Genomic DNA, 23098 nt, shown 5'->3' on the forward strand with positions numbered 1-23098 from the left:
GTTTTCTGGCGCTGGCATGTTTCTATCCCGCTTGTGATCTGGGTTTCCGACTCTTGGATTTCCCATCGTTTTTTCCCTTGATGCACCTGTTGACAAGCTTACCTTTTTCTTAAGTTGTCACCAATAGTCAGAGACTGGGAATGCCTATCGGGAGGTTCCGCCTCCCTTATTTATCAAGGTAGAACTTGAAAACAAGATTTTAAATTATATTTATTGGGCTAAGTACCCTGTGATACAAACAATACTTGCTTAAGCTGCTGACAAGCCTTTTCAATTGCATCTATACTACCTGGATTCACTAGGCCAAAATAATCAAACACATAAACTCGGTTATTTTTAGTTGCTTGCAATTGCTGCCAAAAAGCTTCCTTTTTCAGCGAATCTAACAGCGCTACTTCCGAATTTCCTTGCGGGGGATTCACCAAAATTATCACCTCTGGATTTGCTTCTAAAACTTTCTCAGCCGAAAGCGTCACATAGCCACCAATTGGACTTTTTCCTTGTAAATCTGCTGCTATATTTTTCGCCTGAAATTTCGCCAGCAAATCTCCTGCCCAACTATTTTTATTAGGCGCTAAAATTGGTTGACGACTAACCAGCGCAAGAGTAGAAAAACCCTGAGTTGCTTTTTCTGGCAAGAAAGTTTTGTAACGATTTAACAAAGGCTGAGGATCAGCATCAATTGATTTAGCAAGGTTTTTAGTAAGTTCTTCTAAAGATTTCCAGTTGTTCACCTTAGTCATCAAGGTTGGAATTCCTAGCTGCTGAAGTTTTTGAATTGGGATATTAGAAAATCCTTCTGCACCAATAACTAAATCTGGTTTGAGTGCTACCACTTTTTCTAGATTTGGCGGGCTTTGTCCTTCACTAACACGGGGAATATCCTTGAATCTTGAATCATTATTAAATAATTTACTACCAGTGATTCCGACAATTTTTGTTTGATCAAGTCGAGAGATAATGTCAGCAGAAAGAGAAGAAAGAGCAACAACTCTTTGTGCTGATCCTTTTGGTAATTGCTGAGAATTTGTGTTTATCGTCTCAGTAGGATTTGTAACTTTTATTTCTGTCTGCTGAGTGGTTGCAGTCGTGCAAGCAGCTAAAACTATACTCATCAAAAGTGCTAAAGCAGATAAGAGCCAACGACGATACATATTAAAATTCCTTCTGGGGTAAGAATGGCATAAAAAATATACTCAGCACCACATTCAAAAATAGCAAATGTAGCTTTTATTGACTCCGCTATCGTTGCGTAGATGCGTTTCCTCACCTCCTGTTTTGTTTATTGATAGTTTTAATGAAATTTAGCTATATAGCTATAAGCTTTTAAGTGGGATATCAACGAAGTCAGAGATTAAAAAGATTTGGGTCATGACAAAAGCTAAAACTCAGGTATTCTTGGTTCAAAAATCCTACTGCTTTTGGCAGATTGTCACTAACTAAGATAGAGGCAAAATCTACCCAATAGTAGACTAAACTTACTTTGTATTCTGGTGTTTTATACTGCCCTGTATGCATTTATATCTTTATAAAAAAATCCGGCAACACAAATAGTCCTTTGGCAGTCTTGAAAAAATAGGTTTTAAAACCCTTACAACTTAACTATATAATTTGATACACGTTGCCCACAATTATCTCAGTTGGGGTCGATGATTATTGTGTCCATCTACTGCTAGGTATGTCTAATCATCCGTTGAACGTTGCAAGATCAACATTATTTTGGCGGCGCCTATTCGCTGTTGTTTTCACTAGTAGTTCATTACTACCCAACTTTGGGAGTGAGCCAGTAAGAGCGCAAGTAACCCCCCAGTACTGTCAGTTATCATCAGCGGCGGCGCAAGAAAAAGAAAACTTACGTTTATCAGCCCTCAAAGGCAAGCAAGATGCCCAAACCCGCTACCAAAACTTAGTCAAAAAACAGGCACAGGAATTACAGGAGTGCCGTACTCGGACTTGGCCTCAAATCCAAGCTCTCTGGTTGCGCTTGTATCCCTGTGACATTCAGCCAGGAACAATTGATCAGGTTATGGATCGGATTGTCAACCGTGGCTATAACCAAGTTTATTTAGAAGTATTTTACGACGGGCAGGTATTATTGCCAGCAACAGCTAACCCGACGGTTTGGCCTTCTGTGATTCGCACTCCAGGGGCAGAAAACGTCGATTTACTCGCCACAGCAATTCAAAAAGGTCGGCAACGCGGTTTAAAAGTTTACGCCTGGATGTTTACTACCAATTTTGGCTATACTTACGCCCAGCGCCGAGATAGAGAAAGTGCGATCGCTCGTAATGGCAAAGGTCAAACGAGCTTATATGTGGTAGATAATGGCTCTCAACTATTTATCGACCCCTACAACCTGCAAGCAAAACGCGACTATTACCAATTAGTACAAGAAGTTTTGCGCCGTCGCCCAGATGGCATTTTATTAGACTACGTGCGTTATCCGCGCCAAGCAGGAAGTGATTCCATCGCCACTAAAGTTTCAGATTTATGGCTATTTAGTCCCGCAATCCAAGAAGCTTTGTTTAAACGGGCACAGAATTACAAAGGGCTGGACTTGATTCGCCGCTTTTTGAGTAAGGGATACGTCACCCCTGGAGATATAGCGGAAGTTGATAAACTTTATCCCCAAGAAGGCGAACCCCTTTGGCAAGGACGCACTCCCTCACCAGCGCAAAAATCAATCCTCTCTGCAACCGACAGACAACCACTTTTGCAATGGGAATTGTGGCAGCTCGCCGTTGCCCACGCCATGCAAGGAATTCTAGATTTTGTCACCGTAGCCAGTTACCCAGCAAAACAGCAAGGTATTTCCACGGGAGTCGTGTTTTTCCCAGATGGAAACCAAACTGTAGGACAAGGGTATGATTCCCGTTTGCAACCTTGGGATCGCTTCCCCACTACATTGCAGTGGCATCCTATGGCTTATGGAAATTGCAATAATGTCAGTTGTATTGTGGCGCAAGTGCAGCGGGTTTTGAGTATGACAAAACCTGGTACTCAAGTGATTCCAGCTTTAGCCGGCAAATGGGGAGAATCGATTAGTAATCGTCCATCCCTAGAAGCACAAATGCAGGCACTTCGCCAATACGCCCCCCAACTGAAGGGTGTTAGCCATTTTGCCTATTCTTGGCAATATCCTCAGAATGATAACGATCGCAAATTTTGTCGCACTCGTTAAGGAGGCAGGAGGAATCCCGATAAATAATTTAAAAAGAAATGGTATGAGCGTCAATTTCGCCAATCACCCAATTGCGTCGTGAGGAAATAACGCACGTGGTCTACAAATAATGGCCCCCATTTGTGGGTGCCATGTCCCATACCAGGAACTACATAACAGTCACCATCCAGAAAGCGCCCAGCGCAAGCACGGGCATCTCGAATATTCACAATGCGATCGCTAGCGCCCACTAAAAAACGAACCCGACGCGGAGGCTGTACCTGCTCAATGTAGGTCATTGGGTTGCACGCCCAAGCATACTCATCTGGATATTTCAGATTTTTGGCTAATTGTAAAAGCTTAACTACGGGTTTGAGATTGGGTTGCACTCGTTCCAGCAATGCTTCTGCTACTCCACCTAATGGGGAAGCTGCTAAATCTGGTAAGACCAAGTAGCCCCAACTTTTGGCAAAAGACTGGAGATCGGCATGACCGATCGCACCCAGTAAACGCTCCCCAACTCCATCAGCAGTAAAGGCATAGGCGGCTTGCAAAACTCCCATACTAACGCCGAATAATGCCAGTCGACGATTACTGAGTCCATAGCGATCGCCACAAAAGTCACGGACTCTGGCAATATCAGCCGCAGTCCTGCGAAATAAGCATAAAAGTAACTCAGTGTCAAATGAGATACCCCTGTCAATTAAAGGCTTAATCTCATGGTCTGCCATCGCCGTGAAGGTACGCACCAAGCTACGCTCACCAGCCAAGGGTGTATCGAACAAAGCTACAGCTATGCCCATCTGTGTCAGGGCCGATACGATGAAGGCGTTCCAGCTATAGGGAGCGCTCATTCCTTGCAAACCAATCACTAAAGGCGTATCTCGTGCAAGTCGATTATGTGGCAGAAAGACAGCAACCGGAAAGCCACTTAATCGTTCATCAATATCAGCTACGCCAGTATAAGAAAAAGGCTCTTGAAACCAATAACGATGACCATCTACACCGTCAAAATTAATCGCATCGGGGCCGTAGATAGGCATGGTAGATGATATAAAAGTGAACTAATCGTTAAAGACTAGCATTTTATACTTTGAATTAACTTGAAGCCAAGTCCTCTGGTGTATTACAGTTAAACAGCATTTCGGGTTCTACTAAGGGCAAAACTTCTACAGGATATTGCCGAAGCCACTGTTGAAACGATCGCCCCCCTTGGTTGATAAACTCTAAAAGTTGTGGCAAACACCTACGGCGATAGAAACCACATAGAGGTTCCCAGCCTTTCGGATGATGAGCTAAAGCTGCGATCGCATTATCTCCCACACTATCAAGTCTAGTTACCCAATCTTGCAACACCTCAACCCGCAACCTGGGCAAATCGCAAGCTAACAGCAGCACCCATTCTGTCTGTACTTCGGCTAATCCTTGGGCAAATCCAACTAAAGGCCCGTGGGCTAGAGATTCTCCAGATAAAGGCACTTCCCGAATAAACTGGCAACCAGGCAAAAGCAAGTCTTGATAGCGTTCTGGCCAGGGAGTAACTATATAAACAACATCAGCACAGCTTTGAGCAATGCTACAAACTCGCTGTAACAACGGCACTCCTTGAATGGGAATCAGAGCTTTATCCTGACCCATGCGAGAACTCTTACCCCCAGCTAACACAATGGCAGTTAATTCGCTTCGGATCGTCATTCTCACTTCACCTAATTCATGGTTATGCGTCTAATGTTGCCAAAATTATCCTCTATTTTGACTTTTCTGGACTTGCTGCAATAAATGCTCTACATTTGCCGCTGGTGCAAGGCACTTCAAACCTTGGCAAACTAACCCCACGCTTCCCTCTGGTAAATCAGATGTGATGGCAAACACAGCCACCGGCAGAAACTTGGGGATCAAAGAGTTTATTTGCTCAGTGGTGCTGCGAATCAAGGTAGAATTGCGATACCAATCCAAAGCTGTAAACAAGCTGGGGCAAGCTTGGGGAGCGCGATGCATTACACTCCTAAAAGCTTTCAAACCAAGTTCTGCTAAATCCAAATAATCTAGATTATCGGTGAGTAGGGCGAGACGGACAAGGTTAGCGATCGCAATTCCATTAGCTGATGGTGTGGCATTATCAGCATAACTACGCTCCCGCACAATTAAATCTTGACTAGAATCACTAGATGTGTTATAGTAACCACCTAGTTCTACACTCCAGAGAAATTCGTTGAATTCATCTTGGATAGCGATCGCTTTTTCTAACCATTGCTTATGCTCCGGGTTGGAAGCTTGTAAATCCAAGAGAGCTTTAATAAAAAAGGCGTAATCTTCAGACTGAGCTAAAACGGTGGGTTCTCCTTGATAGTTGAGTCGGTGGAAACGCCCATCGACAAACTGATTTTCCAAAATAAAATTTGCTGCTCGTGCTGCTAATTCCAGATATAACGGTTGTCGAAAAACCCCAGCAGCCCTCGCCAGCCCGGAAATCATCAAGCTGTTCCAAGCGACAATCATCTTCGTATCTGTCACTGAAGGAATCCGACCTGGCCAGTTAGCAGTTTTTGCTTCTTGGTTGTTACGAGCCGGGGGAAAAGTTTCTAGAGACTCAGAACTAACGCCATAGCGAGCGGTAAACAGCTTGCTCAGTGCCGTTTCCAGCGTTGCACTCAGTTGACCTGCATGGCGTCTTTGCAAGACATTACGTCCTTCAAAATTACCGTTAGGTGTCACAGTAAACTGTTCTAATTCCGTTAATTCTTCAGGTGTTAAAAGTTGTTGTAGTTCGCTGTAACTCCAGACGTAAAAGGCTCCTTCTTCTGGTTCTACTGCCGTGGATGCAATGAAGCTGTCGGCATCTTGAGCAGCATAGAAGTAACCTTCAGGCGCGGTCATTTCCCGCTTCAGCCATTGTACAGTACCAGCAACTGCTCTCTCAAACGCTGGTTCTTGTATTCCTGTACTCCATAAATTTGCTATATACTCCACAATCTGTCCATTATCGTAGAGCATCTTTTCAAAGTGGGGTACTGTCCAAGTAGGGTCAACAGTATAGCGATGAAAGCCACCGCCCACATGGTCATAAATGCCACCCAGCGCTAAGTCTAGTCCCCGTTGGGTACAAACTTGCTTGCCATCATACCGAGATTCAAAATTAAATCGAGTTCCCCGCAATGCTAATTCTGCATAGGGGATCATCGGAAAGCTATTGCCAGATTGACTAGAAGTAATTATACCTGTGCTGGTTTCCCAACCTTGGCGGAGTAATTCACGGTCTTCAAGCTCATTTGTTGTACCGTCTTGCAACACCGCAGACGTGAGCAGCGACTCAATAATTAAGGCTTTGCGTTGCTGTAATTCTGCTTTTTCTGTGTCGTAGTAACGGCGAAGAGCTTGCAACACCTGCAAAAATCCAGGACGACCATAGCGCGGGTCTACAGGGAAATAAGTACCAGCGTAAAAGGGCACCAAATCTTCTGGGGAAAGAAATACGTTTAAAGGCCAACCCCCTTGACCACTCATCATCTGCAAAGCTTGCATATAGATGCTATCGAGGTCAGGTCTTTCTTCCCTGTCTACTTTGATGGGAAGATAATTGGCATTCATGTAGTCAGCGATCGCAATATCAGAAAAAGCCTCGCCTTCCATGACAGTACACCAATGGCAACTAGAGTAGCCAATGGAGAGAAAAATCGGTTTATTCTGCGCCCTTGCAGTTGCAAGTGCTTCGTCACACCAAGACCACCAATCAATCGGGTTTTCGGCGTGTTTGCGGAGATAGAGGCTCTTAGCTTCAGCAAGGCGATTAGTCATGATCAAATGCAAGTAGTTGCCTTCTCTGCTCAGTCTATCCTGTTCCCAGGAGTGTTAGCCTAGACGGCTATGTACATAAGCAAGAAATCCTACGAGCGAATTATCCCTTGGGTAAGAGGTAGTACTACATGTCTTTGATATCGCCCACACCTGTGCAATTTGTAAAATATTTTACTGAAACGATCGCAATAGCAAGCTAACGATATTTGGTGGTGTTTCTGGCACAGGTGATGCTGCCTTTGTCTGAATCATAGTATTTGGGCTAAGTCCTGCTATCAGATGCAGCAAGAAGGTGATGATGGCGGCTTGTACAAGTTTTTCCTGCATGGCACGTCTCTCTCTGGGTGGATAGCATTGAAGTAGGACTGGTTATTCTAAATACACCTCGTACTATCGATTTACTGAATCTAACAAAAATAACTTGATAATTGCTGAGGGAAATCCTAAAAAAATGTTTAAAATGTTACTAGAAGTTAACAAAATTCCCTAAGCAAGTCTAATTCCGGTTATTGGTCTTATCACCACATCGCCAAGAAGGGTACACAGCAAAAGCCGAGGCATAAGATTGGCGATAATTGGAGTTTTTTGGTTTGTTATTCCCCACATGGGATATTGTCTTAGACACGTTTTGCCACTAAAAAGTGCCCTTAGGGGTTGAATTTCTTGCAAAAGCACCTTTTGCTCCCTTATTAGAGAAGGAAAAACGAGAAAGGTTTGATTTATCTGCTTGGGAACAGTAGAGATAAACCCCAGTTTCGTGCTGTCACCGATAAAATGTATTTAAAGTAGCCACAAACACGCTTCCATGATTCCTATCGTTATTGAACAATCGGGTCGAGGTGAACGCGCCTTTGACATCTACTCACGGCTGTTGCGTGAGCGCATCATCTTTTTGGGACAACAAGTTGACAACAACATTGCGAACTTGATTGTTGCCCAACTGCTGTATTTGGATGCCGAAGACTCGGAGAAAGACATTTATATGTACATCAATTCTCCCGGTGGTTCGGTGACGGCTGGTATGGGCATTTTTGACACTATGAAACACATTCGCCCTGATGTCTGTACAATTTGTACCGGATTGGCGGCGAGTATGGGCGCTTTCCTCCTTAGTGCTGGTGCAAAGGGTAAGCGAATGAGTCTACCTCATTCTCGGATTATGATTCATCAACCTTTAGGTGGTGCTCAAGGACAGGCGACTGATATTGAAATTCAGGCGCGGGAAATTCTCTACCACAAACGGCGGCTAAACGACTATTTAGCTGAACATACAGGTCAGCCAATTGAGCGGATTGCTGAAGATACTGAACGTGACTTCTTCATGTCGCCAGAGGAAGCCAGAGAATACGGTTTAATTGACCAAGTTATTGACCGTCACGCCGCTGGTAGCCGCCCAGCAGTTGCTGTTGTTAATTAATAGCCACGATTGGCTAATGGTGATTTACCACTTTTAATTCCCTGAACCCCTAAAAATAACCCCTCTTCATAAGTGAAGAGGGGTTATTTTTGGAATTGGTGGCCTGCTCAAGTACTTAATACCGATTTAGTCATTAGTTCTTACAAATGACTAATGACTAATCAAAATCCCGCTATTGGGTCTGGTTCAGATTGGAGGAATTTGAGGAATCCATGCAATTCTTCTTCGGTTAGCAAAGTACGCCCCCGCTTGCCGTAGGTTTTAATTAGATGCTCCCGTCCCTGTTCTGGTGTCCAGCCTAAGCGCTGAAGTTCGACATCTGTTTTAGCAATTACATCCGATAAATCCACGGGTTCAGCTTTCTTCTTTCTCTTTCCTGTCGCTGGCGGGGTGGCGACATCCTCTTGAGGGCTGTAACTCCGAGGTGTAAATGGTGTGACATTATTGGCAGAAATTGCTGGAAAGGTTTGATTTTCAATCTCGTTACTAGACGTTACTTCCAAGTTTTCAACTGGAGGAGCAAATTCTAGCTCCCGGTTGGCAGTCACAGGAAAATTTTGACCTAAATCCTCGCTATAGGTATTGCTTGTACTTGCGCTTCGTGTCTCCGTTGGTATGGGAACAGCACTGCTGTTACCGTACTGTTCGTTGTTGGTTGTTACTACTTCTGGTTTAATGTTCCGTACTCTGGAAGGCGGCAAAGATATTTCTTTGTCACTGACCACTGACCACTGACTACCAACAAAATCCTCATCTTTTACAGAGGAATAGGCAGCAGACTCATTCAATCCACTTTTGGTATTTAAGGAAGGGTTTAGCTGCACTGGGGAAATTGAATTTGAGGTAAATGTCACTGATTCGGGTGGCGCATTTGTAATCCCCAAAACTATCAGCGCCCTGGTTCTGGCTTGGTCTTCTGCTGCTTCTACTGTTTCTGCTGCTGCCATACCCGTAGCACGGGTTACGCCTTCAATTTGCACGCTTGCCCGGACAATATATTTTCCTTGAAAAATTTGCACTAATTCAGAAATCAGACTGCCCTTGGGATACAAGCTCTGGAATTGAGCCAACATAATATTGCTACCAATCTAAATCTTTTTAATAACGGGGTTGATACTGCCTGTATGCTCAAGCAAGGTAAACTACCCTTACTTTAATTTACATCTACTCGATACCCAGGATGCTTGCCAATATTGCATTTCTTCTCTACGAGACGCTACGCGAACATTTTTAATTGCTTACTATCTGTCATCAGTTTCTTGGTAGGCGGTGAGCAGGTATAATTCTCTGCTTTGGGTCATCAAGGTAATATTCTTGCTTTGCCTTTTGTCCTAATTGTAGCAGTAGCTCTTTTTTGAGGAAATTGTTTGGCTAGTGCTAACTTACCTGGGTAGTCTTGCCTGCAATGCTATACTGATTACCCAAGTCGATATCTAGAACTATTTTCTGGAAGTGCGCTCTAAATCTACAATAATGAAGATAAGGTTCGCCCTCACTGCTTATTAAGCTGCTCACCTAATTGTTACCGATTCTACATGTGGGAAAATTGGGTTCATCGGCAGTTCCTCCTAGTTAAAATCAGAGTCTAATGGCGTAAAATTACCTTCACTCTAGACAATCAAACACCTGTAGTTTCCACACCACTTGCTCCACTTGGGGAAACCCCAAGACCGCAGTGGCTCCCCTGCATAGCGCTTTTGGGCAGCATGGATTCTCTAAAACCCAGCTTCTCAAAAACCCGTCGCGTAATTACCTAGCGGGGCTAAATCTTAAATCAGGCGTGCTTTCTAAGTTTGGTTAGGTGAAGAGACTTGAACGCAGGCGAACTCTGAGAGCATGGTGCAGTGAGAAGTTCGTAGACGCCCAGAGTTGTCCGTGGGTCGGCTTCCTTTCCTTGGAACTTGGAAAGCCTTGCCTCAGGGCAATTCGTTTCCAGCTTGTTTCTGTAAGCCGTGAGGGTATACAGGAAAGAACCAGATTAAACAAAAAATGATGTTTTGACCAAAGGTCGGTTCACTGCATGGAATTTTCAATCGCTACACTCCTTGCCAATTTCACCGATGATAAATTGGTAGCTCGGAAAGTTTTGGAAAAGAAACTTGGCTGTGAAGATGAAAAAAGCTTACAAAAACTTCACATTGCCTTAGATGTTCTTGAAAAAATCGGCATTTTAGTAAAAGAACGGGGCAAGTACCGCCGTGTCTCAGAAGAGGGAATAATCGAGGCAAAACTCCGTTGCTCTAGTAAAGGTTTTTGCTTTGCTATTCAAGATGTGGAAGGAGCCGAGGATATTTACATCCGCGAAAGTCATCTGAGTAATGCTTGGAATGGCGATCGCGTTTTGGTCAGAGTTCTCAAAGAAGGCAGTCGCCGTCGCTCTCCTGAAGGAGAGGTGAAGCTGATTCTAGAACGTTCCAACCACACGTTACTGGCACGAATTAAGCAGGTGGAAACTGGTTTCCGGGCTGTGCCCTTAGATGATCGGTTGCTGTTTGAACTCAAGATCCAACCCAACGAAGCGAAGTTGGAAGAAGCGATCGATCATCTTGTTCATGTGGAAGTCTTGCGTTACCCGTTGGCACAATATCCTCCCCTTGGTCGAGTGGTACAAATCCTCGGCAGCGATGCCGAAGCCGCTGCTGATATAGATTTAGTTACGTGCAAACACGACCTTTCCCGGACTTTTCCTGATCATGTTCTAGAAGCAGCCACCAAGTTGCCCAAAAAGCTGCTCAAAGCAGACCTGAAAAATCGGCTAGATTTGCGTAATTTGTTTACCTTCACCATTGAAGGGGTAAATGGCGACACCAAAGTTATAGAAAACGCTTTTAGTTTAGAAAAAAACTTAGCCGGAAACTGGCTTTTGGGCGTTCATATCACTGATGTTTCTCACTATGTCCAACCTGACGAACCTCTAGATAGAGAAGCACTCAAACGGGGTAAATCAGTGTATCTAGGAGAATTGGTATTGCCAATGTTACCGCCGACTGTAGCAGAGCGCTGTTCTTTGGTAGCTGGGAGCGATCGCTTAACTATCTCTTTTTTAATTACAATTGATCCTCAATCAGGACAAGTCTTGGAATGGGAAATTCAACCCAGTGTGATCAACGTAGAAACTGCACTGAGTACAGAACAAGCTCAAGCAATTCTTACAGGTGAAGCTCAAGATCAATCTCCACAGATTTCTCAAATACTGCAAGACCTCCAAGCCTTGCAAACAGGCGTGAAACAGGTACGGTTGACTCGTGGTAGCCTCCAGTTGAATCTGCCGCCTAGCCAAAACGCTTACTATGATGAGGGGATTCTCGGCGCTGTGGTGGTCAATGATTTACCAGTGCGATCGCTACTCACGGAGTTGGTACTGTTAGTTAATCAACTAGTAGCAACTCACTTAAATGCTCTTGGTGTTCCCGCCATCTGGCGAGTCCAAGGTACACCCGATGTTGAAGATGTCCAGGAAATGCTGAAATTGGCAGTCAATTTAGGCGTTGACCTCACACTAGATCCAGAAGTCGATATCCAACCCTTAGATTATCAACATTTGACCACAGCTTTTGCTGAATCTCCCTCTGAGCAAGTTCTTACCTACTTATTACAAGATACACTTAAGCCGTCTGCGTACAGCACCACTAAAGGTTCTCACTTTGGTCTGGCACTACCGCAATATGTCCACTTTAGCGCTCCCTTGCGGCGTTACCCAGATTTGCTGATGCAAAGAGTGTATTACACGCTACTCGAAAACGGACGCGATCGCCGCAATACCCGTGTGAGAGAGCGCGTTAACCTGCGCCACTCCTCCAGCCACGAGGAAATTAACTGGAACGTTTTACCCCCCGAATTACAACAAGAATTGCAAAGCGATTTGACTAGGGTAATTGTCCAAATCAACGACCGAGAAAAAGAAGTCCAAGAAGCTGAAGCCGATTTAGCCGGACTGCAAAAAGCCCAACTGATGAAGCAGCGCATCGGTCAGGTATTTCAAGGCGTAATTACTGGGGTTCAATCCTACGGTTTCTTTGTGGAAATTGAAGTCCCAGCCGCTGAAGTCGAATCCAGCAATAATCCTGGTGTGCCTTTGAGGGTGGAAGGATTGGTACACGTCAGTTCTCTCAAAGACGATTGGTATGAATATCGTGCCAGACAACAGGCGCTGTTTGGTCGCAAAAATCGCGCTTCTTATAGACTAGGCGATCGCGTCGCTGTACAAGTTAAAAGTGTCGATTACTACCGTCAGCAAATTGATTTGGTAACAGTCGGCAGCGATGGCGTAGCCAAAGGTTTAACTGGTAATGCTTCCAATGACGATCTTTCAGACCTCTACTTGCCAAATGATATTGAGCCTGACGATCTAGATCCCTACTCTGAGGATGAGTAAAATTAACTAACTTTTACGTGCCAAATAACACTAAGCCTCTAATTTTAGGCGTATCGGGCGCATCTGGTCTGATTTACGCTGTTCGCGCGATCAAATTTTTGCTAGAAGCGGATTATAGTATTGAATTGGTTGCCTCTAAATCTACTTACATGGTTTGGCAATCAGAACAGGAAATTCGGATGCCAGCAGAACCAACCGGGCAAGAGCAATTCTGGCGAGAGCAAGCTGGAGTTGCACTTTCGGGCAAACTCCGCTGTCATCCTTGGAGTGATGTTGGAGCCGGGATTGCCAGTGGTTCCTTTGCCACTCTGGGGATGATGATCATTCCATGCAGTATGAGCACAGTGGCAAAGCTAGCGGTTGGCTTGAGTTCCGATTTACTAGAACGAGCGGCGGATGTCCAACTCAAAGAAGGACGAAAACTGGTCATTGTCCCGCGGGAAACTCCTTTTAGCCTCATCCATCTCCGTAACTTAACCTCTCTAGCAGAAGTTGGAGTGAGAATTGTCCCTGCTATTCCCGCCTGGTATCATAATCCCCAAACCATCGAGGATTTAGTTGATTTTGTAGTTGCCCGTGCTTTAGATCAACTAGATATTGACTGCATCCCAATTCAGCGGTGGCAAGGTCGTCGCTAACGCCCTCAGTGGACTCATCGAAAATTTCACAATAGTCCTAAAAGGGTAATGATAGAGATGGCTGATAGTGTCAGTAGTAAGTAAACAGTAATCAGTGAAGAATAATCAGACTGATAACTGACCACTGACTACTGACCACTGATAAATGACAACTGACAAAATTGCTATGGCTGTAATTCGCTTAATTCTATTGGTGGCGGTACTGGGAGGACTAACACTGTTGTTAGTCCAAAATTTCTCACCTGCCCTATCGCTAGTATTTTTGGGCGTGCGAACTCAACCATTACCACTAGCGATATGGATTTTGTTCAGTACTACCACTGGTGCTTTCACAACTGTATTGATTGCTACCTTGTTTAACTTATCCAATTATTTTGGGGGAGGACAACGCCAAACTTCTGACCGCCGAAGCGTAACTCCGCCTCGTGCGAAGGGAAACCGTAGAGAAGAACCTACATCTCGTCCTGCCAGTTCTCCACCACCAGCTAGTAAAAAAGAAGAGCCTACTAGTGATGTATTTGATGATTGGGAGACAAATGGCAGTAGAGATGATGATTGGAATTTTGATGAAAGGTCAGAGGAAGCGCCTAATCCTAATCCTCAAGCTCAACAGCCTAGAGACTCTAAAACTTATGAACGTCAATCAGAAGTCAAAAGCAGTTCTCAGTCTGGTTCAGTTTATTCCTACAGCTACCGTGAGCCAAAAAATACGGCTGCGGGAAAAACTGAATCTGTTTACGATGCTGATTACCGGGTAATTATCCCCCCTTATCAGCCGCCGGCTACCAATCAAGCTGATGATGATGATTGGGACTTTTTTGATGATGATGATGATTTTGAGGATGATGATAAACGCCCCCGTCGATGAGATGTAGGAGGCTACGTCTCTACTTGATGCCACACCGCTCTCTAGACTCCTGCTTGACCTTACCAGTCATGGCAGCTTCCTGCAAAGTCATGAAAGCATTAAAATCTTCCAAGTCATATCGGGTAGTCAACAGTTGTCGTAGTTGATTTTCAGCTTCCACTGTCAAATAGCCAGTTGCTAAAGCTTTTTGTACAACGTCACGAATTCTATTCATAGTTGACGCCTCATTCATCCTATATTTATTCATTCAGGCTTATTGGGGTGAAATATGCAGTAGTCTTTGTGCCGAAACTTCAAAATTGCAAAGTTTTTTTGGGCGATCGCAGTAAAAAAGTCATCATTTACACCTCTATCAGAAACATTTAATTGTTTGGGGCTTGTTATAACTAGATTTTTAGAATAACTACACGGTGCTGGTAGAAACACAGTATTGTGTATACTTAAAATTAACCACCAGAGTGAAAATTCGGATTATTTAGATAGACAGAAATTGTTTGGATAAAGTTTCAAACAAGCTATATTAATTTTTTCGTTAAGCATAGCGATCGCTATGCAGCAATTACCAAGTTACTTCAGAAAATTTACTACATTCCTGAGAAATTCATCATTTATTACTGATGGTAATTTCACAGAAAAATCGTTAATCTCCTGCCTAAGTTACTTTAAATACATTAACAACAGTAATAACGGCAGTTAATTCAAATCAATTAGAAGATGAATTTGTAGAATTTAAAAATAATTGAAAGTTAGAAAAGTTATACGTAAATTTGATATTGGCACAGGGAAAAGCCTTATTATCCATTGAAAATAAATTACTCAAAGGTTTACTTTACGCTTCTAATTCTGCGGAAATTGCTAATGGAGTTTATCGAAGCCGTAGTAGCAGTACTGTTAGAGTTTTTCTTTGTAATCGATTATATAAATACATAGAATAAATGCTGAGTAACCAGGCAGAATACTCAGTAAAATAAAAAACTGGAGCTGTATGATGCGTTTGCTAGCAAAAGCAGAATCGAAAATATCAGCTAATTGGCGATTGCTTTTCTAGAACATCGGTTGAATACGCAGGTATGAGTCGTTGAGTTTATAATTGGAAACTGTGACTCAGCACGGGCTAAACGCCCCACTACCGCTAACAGAACTCATAATTGGAGCGAAGCAACTGGTGAGCAGCTTATTACAAGGAGTCAACCTTTACTTAATTGGGATGATGGGCGTTGGTAAGACGACAATAGGGCGCTTACTGGCAAAGGAACTGGGTTATGGGTTTGTAGATACCGATGATGTCATTTCCCAAGCAACAGGTAAATCTATCAATCAGTTATTTGCAGAAGTTGGCGAAGCAGGGTTTCGCAAGCTAGAAAGTGATGTGCTTTCACAAGTCTGTGCTTTTACAAAGTTGACTATAGCAACCGGTGGAGGCATTGTACTGCGGCGAGAAAATTGGGGTTACTTGCACCACGGTTTGATAGTGTGGCTAGATGCGCCAGTGGAGCTAATTTATAACCGTTTAGCTGAGGATACCACAAGACCACTGCTGCAAGATGTTGATCCTAAAGGTAAATTGCGATCGCTTCTCGAACAACGAACACCACTTTACTCTCAAGCTGATTTGCATATCACGGTGCAAGAGGCAGATACACCTGAAGACATTGCCAAGCGAATACTTGAGGCAATTCCTAACGTTCTTAAACCACAAGTTTCTCATTAAGGAAGACTCAAGTTACCAAATTTTAGCCATCCGTAAGACAAATCCTGGTAATTCTGGAGTGCCGATAACTGCTTCGGGATTTTCCAAAATTTCAAGTTCTCGATTAGGACGGTAAATGTAGACTTTTCGATTCTGCCGATCAATTAACCAGCCTAGTAATGCACCGTTATTGATGTACTCCTGCATTTTCTCTTGTAACAGAACCAAACAGCTATGGCTGATCAGTACAAACATACTCGACTTTAACATTAGAGATTGTGACGAGTTACAAAGTCTTCTACACTGACTGAAATAGGTTTTAACTCTCAACGGCGGCTCCTCATGACGGTCAACGATTCTGAATACATCAGGCAAGCTGAAGCCACTCGTGTGCGTGTACTAAGCGAAGCACTACCTTATATTCAACAATTCGCCGGTCGCACTGTTGTTGTCAAATATGGTGGCGCAGCTATGAAAGATAGCACACTCAAAGACAAAGTTATCCGCGACATTGTATTCTTATCCTGCGTGGGCTTGCGTCCGATTGTAGTACACGGCGGCGGCCCAGAAATTAACAGCTGGTTAGATAAGCTGGGAATCGAACCACAATTTAAGAATGGTCTGCGAGTCACTGATGCCGCCACAATGGATGTGGTGGAAATGGTTTTAGTTGGTCGAGTTAACAAAGAAATTGTCGCGCTAATTAACCAAGCTGGTGGATTGGCTGTAGGACTTTGCGGCAAAGACGGTAATCTATTTACAGCCCGTCCCCAAGGTCAAGAAGGCATCGGTTTTGTGGGGGAAGTCAGCAATGTGAATATCAAGATTTTGGACACCCTCGCTAGCAATGGCTATATTCCGGTAGTGTCCAGCGTAGCCGCAGACGAGACAGGGCAAGCTTATAACATTAACGCCGATACTGTAGCTGGAGAAATCGCTGCTGCACTAGGAGCAGAAAAGTTAATTTTACTGACCGACACAAGTGGAATTTTAAAAGATTACAAAGACCAATCTACTTTGATTCCAAAAGTAGATATCCGCGAAGCCCGCGAGTTGATTGCCAATGGTATAGTCAGTGGTGGGATGATCCCTAAAGTGAATTGTTGTGTGCGATCGCTCGCTCAAGGAGTTCGTGCAGCACACATCATCGATGGTCGCATTCCTCACGCCCTCTTACTAGAAATCTTTACTGACGTTGGGATTGGGACAATGATTCTCGGTTCGCAGTTTACTTCGTAAGAGTTAGGAGTAGAGACGCGATTAATCGCGTCTCTACAGGAATTATCCTAGTCTGCTCCCTAACCTCACTTTACCGAGGATAGGTAATAATAACCCGCGATTGCCCACCGCTAAATGGTGTACTACGCCATGAATTGTTGATAATCACCGGATTAACTACGGTTGAGTCTCGAATTGTTGGATTAATCAGTGTGGAATTTCTCACGTTTTGCCTTACCTGGGGATAGGAATAATCAGGGTAATTATTGCGTTGTGGCATCAGTCCCGTTGCTGGGTCTACAGGCATAGGTGTGGGAATCGGACTACCATAAATAAAGGAACCGACAGCAGGCGATCGCCTGATTCCATAACCACCGTCAATTACTATCACACGCTGGGCAGCAGCTGGAGCAATGGTTACACCCATCACTGCTAAAGTCATGCCTGCTAAGAGCCAATTCAGTTGCGAATGCTTGATTTTCAACATATTTTGCTCACCTGCATTTGATACCAGAGTTTTTAATCAGAAAATTATTGCAGCTACTTAGTTAAAATTTTAGAAGTTTATTTACTTTCAGATTGCCAGCTTCTGAAAAGATTCCAAAAAGATTGCTGGCATTGGCAAAATTAAAACAGTGCTGATTTTTTATAGAAGACGTGAGTACAGAAAGTTTAGAAATTGCTAAAACCCGCTACCATGCTGGGAAAGTTGCCTTTGAAAATGGGCAATACCGCGAAGCCATAGAAAATTTAGAAAAGGCCAGCGCCCTGTTAGCTCGTAATACTCGCCTTGGGGGCGAAGTAGAAATTTATCTGGTGACAGCTTATGAAGCTGCTGGACGCACCGATGATGCGATCGCTCTTTGCGAAAGACTCAAACGCCATGCCCATTTTGAAATTAGCAAACAAGCGCGACGGATGCTTTACATTTTAAAAGCACCAAAGCTGAAAAGACCCAGCGAGTGGATGACCCAAATCCCCGATTTAGCCGCACTATCTGATAATGAACTCAAAATTTCTATACCTGCTAAACCTACTAAATCTTCTGTCCAGCAGAAGCCTAAACCTACAGAACCAGAATTCGTAGACCTCAGTCAGGTCAATACCAAAGATAATCGCTTTATCTGGGTGGCGCTAATTGCCATTGGTTTAACCATTTCATACTTGGTTTGGTTGAATTTCTCAGGAACGCCAAACTGATACCAACTTACATTAGATGATTCACCTACTATGAGCAGTAATTTCGTATGAGCAGTAATTTCGGCTAAATGTGGAGTTATTCAACTGAACACGAATAAAAGACTTTCTAGTAATGTCTTGTCCTAATAACCTTTTAGTTAGGGTGTTTGGATGATACTTCGTTTTTTCACCCTTGGAACTCTTGCTTGCGGGGCGTTTTCAGCCCCGCACCAAAACGGTAAGAGTTGAGTTTTCTAGGATATTTACTCACAGTTACATAGATAGTCATTAGTAGAGGATGAAATTGCGAACTCAATCCTTTCAGGATTACTCTACCTACTAAAGCCAGTTATCCTTGCTAAGTATAAAGAGATCCAAAAAATAAAATTAGCAGCTGTTTCGTAACTGTCCTAAACAATTACATCAACACAAGCACAAAATATTTTTCTCTTGCCCAAGCACAACATTCTACTATTATTGTGTCCCAGCATTAGTTAATTTTTACATAGCGGTTCTCCTTTACGTGAGGTACGTCTGTAGGGGCACGGCAGTGTCGTGCCCCTACACCTCGTGATGTAATGTTGTACCGCATCTGGATAGGAAGCGCTATAAGCAATAACGGTATACATCTGCTGTCATCTTAGCAATGTGTTCCCAATTATACTGTTGAGCTAACTGGAGGTTGTGCTGTCCCATAAAAAATAGTTCAGAATGCTTTTCTAAAGCAGAATTCATGGCTTTCTTTAAACCATTTTCATCATCTATCTGATATAAAAATGCCCCTGTATCGTCAAGCACTTCTCCAATGCAACCTTTGCGTGGTGCTATACAGGCTCTGCCGAAGGACATTGCTAAAACTACTGCGCCCGATGTCAAAATATCTCGGTATGGAAATATAACTACATCACAAGCATTCATGTACAGTTGAATTTTATCAGCTGGAATAAAGCCTGGAATTAACTTAATTCTTTGATTATTAGCAATCTTTTGTTTAAGCGTATCCGTCATTTCTTGATTATCGTTGTGAACTCTGCCAGCAATTACTAGTTGGACTTTGTCACTAGATAGTTGATTGAATGTATCTATAAGTTCAAACACTCCTTTGTAGGGGCGAATCGTACCAAGGAAAAGAAAAACAAGATTAGAATCTTTTAAACCTAAACTTTCTCGGGCAGTTACTTTTTCTATCTTATTTTCATAACACTCTATGTAATTCCCATGTGGAACAACGAAGATTTTATCTTTCTTCTTTACGGAAAACTCTTTGATAACTTCTTCTTTCGCCGCTTGGCAATGAGTAATGATACCGTTAGATAATTTAGCTACAACAATGTTGTAAATCCGATCTAAAGTTAAGTTTATGTTTTCATGATTTTTAAGATTATGTACAGTCCAAATAATTTTTATGCCAATCATTTTTAGGACAACTAGCTCAAATATCACTATCAATAATTTAAGTAAGTTAACCACTATATTTGTTGAGTGGATAAAAAATGGATGTAACCAATGTAAATGTACAATATCTGCCTTACCATGTAAGACTACTTCGGGTAAAAAAAAGGTTCTTGAAGATTGAAGACTTGGAAATTCAACTTTAATATCTAGTTTTTCTAAGTTATCAATCAACTGCTTTGTGTAAGGGTTATCGTCAGTTACTTGAGGTAGAAAAATCGATTTTATGTGTTCCATTTTAAATAATTTCAACTAAATAACATATATATCTCGACCTAACCAATGATTTTACAATATTATACAGTTTTGCACGGTTGGCTGACTTAAGTATAGTAATAATTACCTTTTTTACTAATTTGCCGTAGGTAGTTATTACTGGTATAAGTCTACCAACCAGGGCTATGTATACTTCAGTTCAATGGCAATACTTCTATTTCAAAATTTCCGTAATCATATCAAAGTTGGTGGCTGCTGCTTGCTTAACTTTTGGCAGTACTTGATTCAGTTGGTTAGCTACCTCGTGACGTTTATTCCAACACTGAATAATTGCTTCACAAGCTACATCAGCATTTAGAAATTGTTGAATTGAGATCAGTAGTCCATTGTGCATTGCTTCAGAACCGAAAAGATCGCTCATAATCCCCTCTGCTTTGACTGAATAACCAACTGGCATAGTACAGATCCCACTGGAAAGCCCAGCGATCGCGGGATGCATTCTTTCCGCTACAATCATGTCGCAAGCTCCAATTAAGCCTTTAAACTCTGATGCAGTATGATCTGCACCCGCAAGCCGAACATCTGGATTGTAGTTAAGGGCTTTTAGCAATTGGGTAGCAAAGATTCGATCATCATTATTCGCATCGATTTCTTGAACATGAGGAATTATCAATACCTGCGCTTTCAATTCGTTAATCATGAGCTGTACTACCTGAGACCAGACATTAACATGCTTGTCGTAATCTTGAGCAGCGTAACGGCAAATACCCTGACTAGGCGCGATCGCAATTTTAGGTCTATCTTGGTCAATACCGTAGTTACTGAGTATTTTAGCTATAATCTCTGGAGATGGTGGGTTCAGCAAAAAGGCTGGATCAGCAGTATGCTTAACTAGTGAAGGATCTAAACCTAAATCTTTAGTAACATAGTTGTAGGAAAGTTTTTCTCTAACTGTAATCAACTTGGAACGTCGAGCAACTTCCACCCAAGCATCAGCCTCTTCTTTAGTTTTGAATGGGCCAATTGATTGAGCCAGAAATACAACAGGCACACCAGCATTCAACGCTAACTCTAATGGCAACAAATGTCTATTTAGTCCCCCATAGTCCGAACTGAATACATCTCCTCCTGAAGCAATCACAATTGATGCTTGACGGATATTTTCTACATTAGATTGGTAATCAATTGACAAAGGCTTGTAAAACTGAGAAAGATTGCTACGTAATTTGCGTAGCCTTGTTGAATTAGCATTTCTTAGATGATCTTTTATTGGCTTTGAACCAAAAATCTCCAATCGCATTGCATCATAGTCAGGTGTCAGGGTTAACACATCGATAGCCAGATTAGGCTGACGTTGTAGTAACTGTTCAAGAGTAGGAATAACTAATGCTTCAACCCCTCTATTACGTAATCCAGTAATTCCAGTAATGATTGCATTCATGACATTTTAACCTTTATCAATCTTTAAAACAGAATATTCGTGAGCTATATAAAAAGCAACTAATTGGATAATGGCTTGAGAGCAAAATTATTTGATATATATTTTCTATTTTTCATAAATGATTTCTTTGTATATTTTTGCAAAATCATCATTCATGAAAATATAGAAATTAAGCACCAATCTTCAGCAATAGCCCTTTCAATAGTCGTTTAATCCGCCACGTTGCTCGTCTCCATAATGCTTCCTTATATAGCTTTTGATATCTCTGCACTAGGGGTTCTAGCCGCTGCTTAAACAAAGAAAATTTACCAGCATCAACGGCATCCTTGAAAGCAATATGACTTTCTGCTGCTAGAGCTACCCTTAGAAGTTGCCGCTCTTGAAGGTTGCGCTTGAGATGGTTAGCTTTTGGTTGAACCCGTTTTTGAGGACGCCATTTACCCTCTAAATCGGTTAAGTACAAACGATAAGCCAGACCTTCTCGTCGATGCTGAAAACCTGATTTTTGTGATTGAGAAACTTCATCGGCGCTAATACGGTCAAGCTTTAATTGCCTCGCACTCATAGCACGCTCAATCATGTCATGAATGACTGGGTGACGCACAACTACAACGTTTGTGCCTTTACTATCTTTAACGTACTGAGGTAGCCAAGCATCACCAACCGTGACATCTGCTGTTTCCCCTACTACATCATCACAATAGTCACATGCTTTGTACTTAAAGAAGCCCAACCCCCAATCAGTACCGTAGAGGTCGCGTACAGGCATAACATGAGTGGCTATCTGTCCATCTTCTTGAACTCCAGTCACTTCAACACCGTAGCGGTTGGCGTCTGCATCTGGTAATTTTTTGCGAAAGTCAATTGCTAAAAGATTACCAGGTGCGATACCGCTTTGCCAAGCAAACATCTCGGCGAAGCGCATACTCTTAAGATGTCCGCAAATTAGGGCTACGCAGAATTTGATCCTTTCAGCTAGTAATTGATCTTGTCGCATCAACAGACGAACAGCTTTAATAAAACATGGGATACCAACAATTGCGTAACGTCCTGGTCGTTCACGAATTAGCTGTATCACCTCAGACATTTCCACAGGGTAATAGCGTGACTTAGCACTACTATGTACTTGCTGTATAGTTGTTGAAAGTTGGTAGGAGAATAGTCTAGGGTCTGATGCGGTGGGATGGCGTTGATGAACATGAATTACACCATCGACTAGTCCTTCACTGAGAAGACTACTCACAAGCCAGGTTCCCATACCTCCTGAACTACCGCGATCGCGATAATTACCCTCTAATACATAGCCTGCATAAGTAGCTAAATTGTAGCCGATTCTATCATGATATTGGCAATCATTACTGAATAATGGTTGGCTAATCTCGTCTTCATTTAAACTTTCCTTTGAAAAAGGACATACAGATTGCACTGAATTTCTCAAAAATGACTGATCTACTAATGGATCAATAGTCGCTTTAAACTTGCCATATTCATCTAGTTGCATTTTTAGAGGAGAGCCACTTATTGAAGCACAAGCGCCACAACCAATACAATAACCACCATCAATTACGGTTTCTAATAACTTAGTTACCTCAGAAGGTACGCTATTATTTTCAATTTGTTGATTCTGTGTCATCCAATTTTCTTTTATT

The 23098-nt window shown here is 42.6% G+C and carries 20 protein-coding genes; 8 read left to right on the forward strand and 12 right to left on the reverse strand.

The window, feature by feature from the left end:
* Positions 1 to 218: 218 nt before the first annotated feature.
* The gene (locus tag H6G92_RS18105; RefSeq protein ID WP_190895028.1) at positions 219 to 1154 is read right to left on the reverse strand and encodes an ABC transporter substrate-binding protein; all 936 of its coding nucleotides are present in this window, start codon (positions 1152 to 1154) and stop codon (positions 219 to 221) included.
* A gap of 524 nt (positions 1155 to 1678) precedes the next feature.
* On the opposite strand from H6G92_RS18105, the gene H6G92_RS18110 reads away from it, so the two are divergent.
* Entirely contained in the window at positions 1679 to 3181 is a 1503-nt protein-coding gene (locus H6G92_RS18110; RefSeq protein WP_190895029.1) for a family 10 glycosylhydrolase, read from the forward strand.
* A 50-nt stretch (positions 3182 to 3231) separates the two neighbouring features.
* On the opposite strand, the gene H6G92_RS18115 is transcribed toward H6G92_RS18110, so the two are convergent.
* From H6G92_RS18115 to H6G92_RS18130, 4 genes are all read right to left on the reverse strand, one after another.
* Positions 3232 to 4203 carry an alpha/beta hydrolase gene (locus tag H6G92_RS18115; protein ID WP_190895030.1) on the reverse strand — a complete coding sequence of 324 codons (972 nt, stop codon included), beginning with the start codon at positions 4201 to 4203 and terminating at the stop codon, positions 3232 to 3234.
* 55 nt (positions 4204 to 4258) lie between these two features.
* Positions 4259 to 4855 carry a molybdenum cofactor guanylyltransferase gene (locus H6G92_RS18120; RefSeq protein WP_190895031.1) on the reverse strand — a complete coding sequence of 199 codons (597 nt, stop codon included), beginning with the start codon at positions 4853 to 4855 and terminating at the stop codon, positions 4259 to 4261.
* A 45-nt stretch (positions 4856 to 4900) separates the two neighbouring features.
* The gene (locus tag H6G92_RS18125) at positions 4901 to 6955 is read right to left on the reverse strand and encodes a thioredoxin domain-containing protein (protein ID WP_190895032.1); all 2055 of its coding nucleotides are present in this window, start codon (positions 6953 to 6955) and stop codon (positions 4901 to 4903) included.
* Between the two features lie 171 nt (positions 6956 to 7126).
* A complete protein-coding gene (locus H6G92_RS18130; protein ID WP_190895033.1) occupies positions 7127 to 7282 on the reverse strand; it encodes a hypothetical protein in 156 nt (51 codons plus the stop codon).
* Positions 7283 to 7760: 478 nt separating this feature from the next.
* Here H6G92_RS18130 and clpP point away from each other — a divergent pair, with 478 nt between their 5' ends.
* Positions 7761 to 8372 (forward strand): ATP-dependent Clp endopeptidase proteolytic subunit ClpP, encoded by a 612-nt coding sequence (clpP, locus tag H6G92_RS18135; RefSeq protein ID WP_190895034.1) that lies wholly within the window; start codon positions 7761 to 7763, stop codon positions 8370 to 8372.
* 161 nt (positions 8373 to 8533) lie between these two features.
* Here the strand turns inward: clpP and H6G92_RS18140 are convergent, their stop codons facing one another.
* On the reverse strand, positions 8534 to 9445 hold the full coding sequence (locus H6G92_RS18140; protein WP_190895035.1) for a hypothetical protein: 912 nt from the start codon (positions 9443 to 9445) through the stop codon (positions 8534 to 8536).
* Between the two features lie 947 nt (positions 9446 to 10392).
* On the opposite strand from H6G92_RS18140, the gene H6G92_RS18145 reads away from it, so the two are divergent.
* The 3 genes from H6G92_RS18145 (at position 10393) to H6G92_RS18155 (ending at position 14253) form a co-directional block, all read left to right on the forward strand.
* Positions 10393 to 12747: a ribonuclease R family protein gene (locus H6G92_RS18145; RefSeq protein ID WP_190895036.1), complete on the forward strand. Its 2355-nt coding sequence runs from the start codon at positions 10393 to 10395 to the stop codon at positions 12745 to 12747.
* Between the two features lie 17 nt (positions 12748 to 12764).
* The gene (locus H6G92_RS18150) at positions 12765 to 13385 is read left to right on the forward strand and encodes a flavin prenyltransferase UbiX (protein ID WP_190895037.1); all 621 of its coding nucleotides are present in this window, start codon (positions 12765 to 12767) and stop codon (positions 13383 to 13385) included.
* A gap of 166 nt (positions 13386 to 13551) precedes the next feature.
* Entirely contained in the window at positions 13552 to 14253 is a 702-nt protein-coding gene (locus H6G92_RS18155; protein WP_190895125.1) for a LapA family protein, read from the forward strand.
* 19 nt (positions 14254 to 14272) lie between these two features.
* Here the strand turns inward: H6G92_RS18155 and H6G92_RS18160 are convergent, their stop codons facing one another.
* On the reverse strand, positions 14273 to 14467 hold the full coding sequence (locus H6G92_RS18160; RefSeq protein WP_190895038.1) for a hypothetical protein: 195 nt from the start codon (positions 14465 to 14467) through the stop codon (positions 14273 to 14275).
* Between the two features lie 951 nt (positions 14468 to 15418).
* Between H6G92_RS18160 and H6G92_RS18165 the strand changes: the two genes are divergently transcribed.
* Positions 15419 to 15964, forward strand: a complete 546-nt coding sequence (locus tag H6G92_RS18165) for a shikimate kinase (RefSeq protein ID WP_190895126.1) — start codon at positions 15419 to 15421, stop codon at positions 15962 to 15964.
* Between the two features lie 12 nt (positions 15965 to 15976).
* Here H6G92_RS18165 and H6G92_RS18170 read toward each other — a convergent pair whose 3' ends face one another.
* Entirely contained in the window at positions 15977 to 16198 is a 222-nt protein-coding gene (locus H6G92_RS18170) for a Uma2 family endonuclease (RefSeq protein ID WP_390625511.1), read from the reverse strand.
* 87 nt (positions 16199 to 16285) lie between these two features.
* On the opposite strand from H6G92_RS18170, the gene argB reads away from it, so the two are divergent.
* Positions 16286 to 17182 (forward strand): acetylglutamate kinase, encoded by an 897-nt coding sequence (argB, locus tag H6G92_RS18175; protein WP_190895039.1) that lies wholly within the window; start codon positions 16286 to 16288, stop codon positions 17180 to 17182.
* Between the two features lie 70 nt (positions 17183 to 17252).
* On the opposite strand, the gene H6G92_RS18180 is transcribed toward argB, so the two are convergent.
* On the reverse strand, positions 17253 to 17648 hold the full coding sequence (locus tag H6G92_RS18180; RefSeq protein ID WP_190895040.1) for a hypothetical protein: 396 nt from the start codon (positions 17646 to 17648) through the stop codon (positions 17253 to 17255).
* A gap of 170 nt (positions 17649 to 17818) precedes the next feature.
* Here H6G92_RS18180 and H6G92_RS18185 point away from each other — a divergent pair, with 170 nt between their 5' ends.
* A complete protein-coding gene (locus tag H6G92_RS18185; RefSeq protein ID WP_190895041.1) occupies positions 17819 to 18361 on the forward strand; it encodes a tetratricopeptide repeat protein in 543 nt (180 codons plus the stop codon).
* Positions 18362 to 18946: 585 nt separating this feature from the next.
* On the opposite strand, the gene H6G92_RS18190 is transcribed toward H6G92_RS18185, so the two are convergent.
* The 3 genes from H6G92_RS18190 to H6G92_RS18200 form a co-directional block, all read right to left on the reverse strand.
* Positions 18947 to 20029: a glycosyltransferase gene (locus tag H6G92_RS18190; protein WP_199344869.1), complete on the reverse strand. Its 1083-nt coding sequence runs from the start codon at positions 20027 to 20029 to the stop codon at positions 18947 to 18949.
* 193 nt (positions 20030 to 20222) lie between these two features.
* The gene (locus tag H6G92_RS18195; protein ID WP_190895042.1) at positions 20223 to 21449 is read right to left on the reverse strand and encodes a polysaccharide pyruvyl transferase family protein; all 1227 of its coding nucleotides are present in this window, start codon (positions 21447 to 21449) and stop codon (positions 20223 to 20225) included.
* A 169-nt stretch (positions 21450 to 21618) separates the two neighbouring features.
* A complete protein-coding gene (locus H6G92_RS18200) occupies positions 21619 to 23082 on the reverse strand; it encodes a Coenzyme F420 hydrogenase/dehydrogenase, beta subunit C-terminal domain (protein ID WP_190895043.1) in 1464 nt (487 codons plus the stop codon).
* Between the last annotated feature and the right edge of the window lie 16 nt (positions 23083 to 23098).

This window comes from Nostoc foliaceum FACHB-393 (assembly GCF_014698505.1).
Classification (GTDB): Bacteria; Cyanobacteriota; Cyanobacteriia; order Cyanobacteriales; family Nostocaceae; genus Nostoc; species Nostoc foliaceum_A.

Excerpts from the sequence above, each read along its gene's own strand:
- H6G92_RS18105 (WP_190895028.1), bottom strand. The coding sequence starts at position 1,154 with ATGTATCGTCGTTGGCTCTTATCTGCTTTAGCACTTTTGATGAGTATA.
- H6G92_RS18110 (WP_190895029.1), top strand. The coding sequence starts at position 1,679 with ATGTCTAATCATCCGTTGAACGTTGCAAGATCAACATTATTTTGGCGG.
- H6G92_RS18115 (WP_190895030.1), bottom strand. The coding sequence starts at position 4,203 with ATGCCTATCTACGGCCCCGATGCGATTAATTTTGACGGTGTAGATGGT.
- H6G92_RS18120 (WP_190895031.1), bottom strand. The coding sequence starts at position 4,855 with ATGACGATCCGAAGCGAATTAACTGCCATTGTGTTAGCTGGGGGTAAG.
- H6G92_RS18125 (WP_190895032.1), bottom strand. The coding sequence starts at position 6,955 with ATGACTAATCGCCTTGCTGAAGCTAAGAGCCTCTATCTCCGCAAACAC.
- H6G92_RS18130 (WP_190895033.1), bottom strand. The coding sequence starts at position 7,282 with ATGCAGGAAAAACTTGTACAAGCCGCCATCATCACCTTCTTGCTGCAT.
- clpP (WP_190895034.1), top strand. The coding sequence starts at position 7,761 with ATGATTCCTATCGTTATTGAACAATCGGGTCGAGGTGAACGCGCCTTT.
- H6G92_RS18140 (WP_190895035.1), bottom strand. The coding sequence starts at position 9,445 with ATGTTGGCTCAATTCCAGAGCTTGTATCCCAAGGGCAGTCTGATTTCT.
- H6G92_RS18145 (WP_190895036.1), top strand. The coding sequence starts at position 10,393 with ATGGAATTTTCAATCGCTACACTCCTTGCCAATTTCACCGATGATAAA.
- H6G92_RS18155 (WP_190895125.1), top strand. The coding sequence starts at position 13,552 with ATGGCTGTAATTCGCTTAATTCTATTGGTGGCGGTACTGGGAGGACTA.
- H6G92_RS18160 (WP_190895038.1), bottom strand. The coding sequence starts at position 14,467 with ATGAATAGAATTCGTGACGTTGTACAAAAAGCTTTAGCAACTGGCTAT.
- H6G92_RS18170 (WP_390625511.1), bottom strand. The coding sequence starts at position 16,198 with ATGTTTGTACTGATCAGCCATAGCTGTTTGGTTCTGTTACAAGAGAAA.
- argB (WP_190895039.1), top strand. The coding sequence starts at position 16,286 with ATGACGGTCAACGATTCTGAATACATCAGGCAAGCTGAAGCCACTCGT.
- H6G92_RS18180 (WP_190895040.1), bottom strand. The coding sequence starts at position 17,648 with ATGTTGAAAATCAAGCATTCGCAACTGAATTGGCTCTTAGCAGGCATG.
- H6G92_RS18190 (WP_199344869.1), bottom strand. The coding sequence starts at position 20,029 with ATGGAACACATAAAATCGATTTTTCTACCTCAAGTAACTGACGATAAC.
- H6G92_RS18195 (WP_190895042.1), bottom strand. The coding sequence starts at position 21,449 with ATGAATGCAATCATTACTGGAATTACTGGATTACGTAATAGAGGGGTT.
- H6G92_RS18200 (WP_190895043.1), bottom strand. The coding sequence starts at position 23,082 with ATGACACAGAATCAACAAATTGAAAATAATAGCGTACCTTCTGAGGTA.